The organism is Haladaptatus ordinarius (genome assembly GCF_054177595.1).
In genome coordinates, this window is record NZ_JBPEHH010000267.1 from 1 (window position 1) to 1,173 (window position 1,173).

The following is a 1,173-nucleotide window of genomic DNA, read 5'->3' on the forward strand; positions in this document are numbered from 1 at the left end:
AGTTGGACGTCATGAGAATCCTTACGCTGTACAGGAGTTTCAGCTAGATAAGATTTATGTCATATGGCTCGAAATCCAGAGAATCTGAGTCATCCCGTCGATGTTTCTTGGACAGGCTCTGGAAGCACCGATGAAATCAGCGCTCAGGTCTCCGTGACCGCCATTACTAACGATACGAAGATGATGGAGAATGTCGGTAGTCGTGCTCTCAGTTCGTTTACCCCCGAGGATGTCCACTTCAGCGACTACGACGCCAACCAGCTCCGGGAAATCCTCCAGGCCCGTGAAGATGCTTTTCACGAGGATGCACTCAGTGACGACGCCATTCCGCTCGCAGCAGCATTCGCCGCACAAACCAATGGGGACGCACGAAAGGCGATCGATCTGATGCGAACAGCGGGGTCGATTGCAGAAAAAACAGGCGCCGACAAAGTCCAGGAAGAGCACGTTCGAGAAGCCCAAGATAAGGTTGAACAGAACCGCGTCTTAGAGGTGACTCGTGGGATTAGCACGCAGAAGAAGCTCTGTCTCTTCGCGACTGCGGCTGTAGCACGTGAAACTGGAACTGGTGCAGCGAAAAGTCCGATCGGGTACCGAGTCTATCAGTATCTTACAGGCACTCTCGGTTCAGATCAGTATCACCAAGAGACGTACGTGAATAAGATGAAGGAACTCACGACGTATTCGTTGGTTGAGACAGAGCGGAAGAGCCAAGGGCCACACTCGGGCAGCTACCTTGAGTTCACGTTTGGTGAAAACCCGGAGACCATCATCGAAACACTCCGGGAAGATTCGCGCCTAGACGACGTCCATGATGACGAGCTCCGTTCTGTTGTGAACGCACAGCTCAAGCAGTGACTTGTTCTTCGAACAAATCGATAAGGGTGTGGGTGTTACCGATAACCCAGCTCTACCGCTGACAAGAACAAGTCGATAGGGGTGTGTCTATACGATTTGGTGGTCTTTCACACAACAAATCGATAGAGGTGACTCTCCAGGATCTCGAGTCTCCGATTTTCTAGGAGAGCAGTCGCAATCGAATGGATTTTATGAATCATCGCTCATCTGTAGCGGTGAATACTTTTTCATGACTGGAGTTCGTAGCCTTCCCCAGCATGGTCAGCAGAGAGAGTGTCAACGAGGTCTTTCTGCCTGACAAAGAGGACTGTTTAG

At 51.0% G+C, this 1,173-nt stretch carries 1 pseudogene; it reads left to right on the top strand.

The annotated features are described in order from the left end of the window. Window positions 1-117: 117 nt before the first annotated feature. Window positions 118-858, top strand: a pseudogene (locus ACR3FF_RS27110) (orc1/cdc6 family replication initiation protein); the annotation flags it as partial. Window positions 859-1,173: the final 315 nt, after the last annotated feature.